Origin of the sequence: Kitasatospora sp. NPDC091257, from assembly GCF_044757675.1 — a bacterium.
Lineage (GTDB): Bacteria > Actinomycetota > Actinomycetes > Streptomycetales > Streptomycetaceae > Kitasatospora > Kitasatospora lactacystinica.
This window is the reverse complement of sequence record NZ_JBIVVI010001101.1, coordinates 1-3,060: the sequence shown is the minus strand read 5'-3', so window position 1 is coordinate 3,060 and position 3,060 is coordinate 1. Positions and strand designations below refer to the sequence as shown.

The window sequence follows — 3,060 nt, the reverse complement described above, 5'->3', positions numbered from 1 at the left end:
GACCCGACGGGCCTCGGGCCCGCCCCCCCGGGATCGGGGGTGCGGGCCCGGCCGCGATGACCCGGGATCAGCCTTCTTCGGTGGCCGAGGCCTTGTCGGCCGCCGTCCTGCTCGTGGCGGTCTTCTTGGCCGCCGTCTTCTTCGCCGCCGCCGTCTTGGTGGTGGTGGTCTTCTTCGCGGCGGTCTTCTTCGCGGCCGCGGTCTTGGTCGCCGCGGTCTTGGCGGTGGTCGTCTTCTTGGCCGCGGCCTTCTTCGCCGGGGCCTTCTTCGCCGCCTTCTTCACCGGTCCGCGCGCCCGCTTCTCGGCGAGCAGCTCGTACCCGCGCTCCGGCGTGATGGTCTCGACGTCGTCGTCCTTGCGGAGCGTGGCGTTGGTCTCGCCGTCGGTCACGTACGGACCGAAGCGGCCGTCCTTGACCACCACCGGGCGCTCGCTGACCGGGTCGTTGCCCAGCTCCTTGAGCGGCGGGGCGGCGGCCGCCCGGCCGCGCTGCTTCGGCTGGGCGTAGATCGCCAGTGCCTCGTCGAGGGTGATCGTGAAGAGCTGGTCCTCGCTGGTGAGCGAACGGGAGTCGGTGCCGCGCTTGAGGTACGGGCCGTAGCGGCCGTTCTGCGCGGTGATCTCCGCACCCTCGGCGTCGGTGCCGACCACCCGGGGCAGCGAGAGCAGCCGCAGCGCGTCCTCCAGCGTGACGGTGTCCAGCGACATCGTCTTGAACAGCGAGGCGGTGCGCGGCTTGACCGCGTTCTTGCCGGTCTTCGGCGTGCCCTCGGGCAGGATCTCGGTCACGTACGGGCCGTAGCGGCCGTCCTTGGCGACCAGCATGTTGCCGCCGACCGGGTCCGGGCCGAGCTCGAAGTCGCCGCTGGGCTTGGCCAGCAGCTCCTCGGCCAGCTCGACGGTGAGCTCGTCCGGCGGCAGCTCGTCCGGGATGTCGGCACGCTGGCCCGGCTCGCCCTCGACGGTGGAGGCGCGCTCGACGTACGGGCCGTAGCGGCCGACCCGCAGGGTGATGTCGTCGCTGACCCTGAACGAGCTGATCTCCCGGGCGTCGATCGCGCCGAGGTCGGTGACCAGTTCCTTCAGGCCGCCCAGGTGGTCGCCGTCGCCGTTGCCGGCCTCGGCGGCGCCGCCCGCGGCGTGGCCCTCGCCCTCGCCGAAGTAGAAGCGCTTCAGCCACGGCACGGACTGCGCCTCACCGGCGGCGATCCGGTCGAGGTCGTCCTCCATCTTGGCGGTGAAGTCGTAGTCGACCAGTCGGCCGAAGTGCTTCTCCAGCAGGTTGACCACGGCGAAGGAGAGGAAGGACGGGACGAGCGCCGTCCCCTTCTTGAAGACGTACCGGCGCTGGATGATCGTGTCGATGATCGACGCGTAGGTGGAGGGGCGGCCGATCTCCCGGTCCTCCAGCTCCTTGACCAGCGAGGCCTCGGTGTAGCGGGCCGGCGGCTTGGTGGCGTGGCCCTCCGGGGTGATCCGCTCGGCGGCCAGCGGGTCACCCTGGACGACCTGCGGCAGCCGGCGCTCGCGGTCGTCGAGCTCCGCGTTCGGGTCGTCGGCGCCCTCGACGTAGGCCTTGAGGAAGCCGTGGAAGGTGATGATCTTGCCGGTGGCCGAGAACTCGACGTCCCGGCCGTCGGCGGAGGTGCCGCCGACCCGGACGGTGACGGACTGGCCGACCGCGTCCTTCATCTGGGAGGCGACGGTGCGCATCCAGATCAGCTCGTACAGCTTGAAGTCGTCACCGGTCAGGCCGGTCTCGGCGGGGGTGCGGAAACGGTCGCCGGACGGGCGGACGGCCTCGTGCGCCTCCTGCGCGTTCTTCACCTTGCTGGCGTAGGTGCGCGGGGCGTCCGGCAGGTAGTCCGCACCGTACAGCTGGGTGACCTGGGCCCGGGCGGCGGTGATCGCGGTGTCCGACAGCGTGGTGGAGTCGGTACGCATATAGGTGATGAAGCCGTTCTCGTACAGCTTCTGGGCCACCTGCATGGTCCGCTTGGCGCCGAAGCCCAGCTTGCGGCTGGCCTCCTGCTGGAGCGTCGTGGTGCGGAACGGCGCGTACGGCGAGCGGCGGTACGGCTTGGACTCGACGCTGCGGACGCCGAACGCCGTCTGCTCCAGGGCGGCGGCCAGCTGACGGGCCGCCTGCTCGTCCAGGTGCAGGGTGTTCGCGCTGGCGGCCTTCAGCCGGCCGTCCTGGCCGAAGTCGCGGCCGCTGGCGATCCGCTTGCCGTCGACGGAGGCCAGCCGGGCGCCGAAGGTCTCCGGGTTGGCGGCGTCGGCCGGGGTGCGGCCGGTGCCGAAGGTGCCGACCAGGTCCCAGTACGAAGCGGCGCGGAAGGCCATCCGCTCGCGCTCGCGCTCGACCACCAGTCGGGTGGCGACGGACTGCACCCGGCCCGCCGACAGCTTCGGCATGACCTTCTTCCACAGCACCGGCGAGACCTCGAAGCCGTACAGCCGGTCGAGGATGCGGCGGGTCTCCTGGGCGTCGACCAGTCGCTGGTTGAGCTCGCGCGGGTTGGCCACGGCCTCCTGGATCGCCGACTTGGTGATCTCGTGGAACACCATGCGGTGCACCGGCACCTTGGGCTTGAGCACCTGCTGGAGGTGCCACGCGATGGCCTCGCCCTCGCGGTCCTCATCGGTGGCGAGGAAGAGCTCGTCGGACTCCGCGAGCAGCGACTTCAACTTGCTGACCTGGGACTTCTTGTCCGCGTTGACCACGTAGATGGGCGCGAAGTCATGGTCGACGTCCACCCCGAGGCGCCGCACCTCGCCGGTGTACTTGTCCGGCACCTCGGCCGCGGTGCTGGGGAGGTCGCGGATGTGCCCGACGCTCGCCTCGACGATGTAGCCGGGGCCCAGGTAGCCCTTGATCGTCTTCGCCTTGGCCGGCGACTCGACAATGACGAGTCGCTGTCCGTGCGCGGTCTCGCTGCTCGGGGACACCTTCGCTCTTCTCTCCCGGTCCTTATGTGGCTGGTCGGCGCCGGCAGCACGGGCTGCACTCCGCCCGACCCCTCCACCGCCCCGGGGCTGCCGCGGCACGACACCCC

The 3,060-nt window shown here is 71.0% G+C and carries 1 protein-coding gene; it reads right to left on the bottom strand.

The window, feature by feature from the left end; genetic code table 11:
- Positions 1–67: 67 nt before the first annotated feature.
- Positions 68–2,953 (bottom strand): type I DNA topoisomerase, encoded by a 2,886-nt coding sequence (topA, locus tag ACIQOV_RS34890; protein WP_401054865.1) that lies wholly within the window; start codon positions 2,951–2,953, stop codon positions 68–70.
- Positions 2,954–3,060 lie beyond the last annotated feature (107 nt).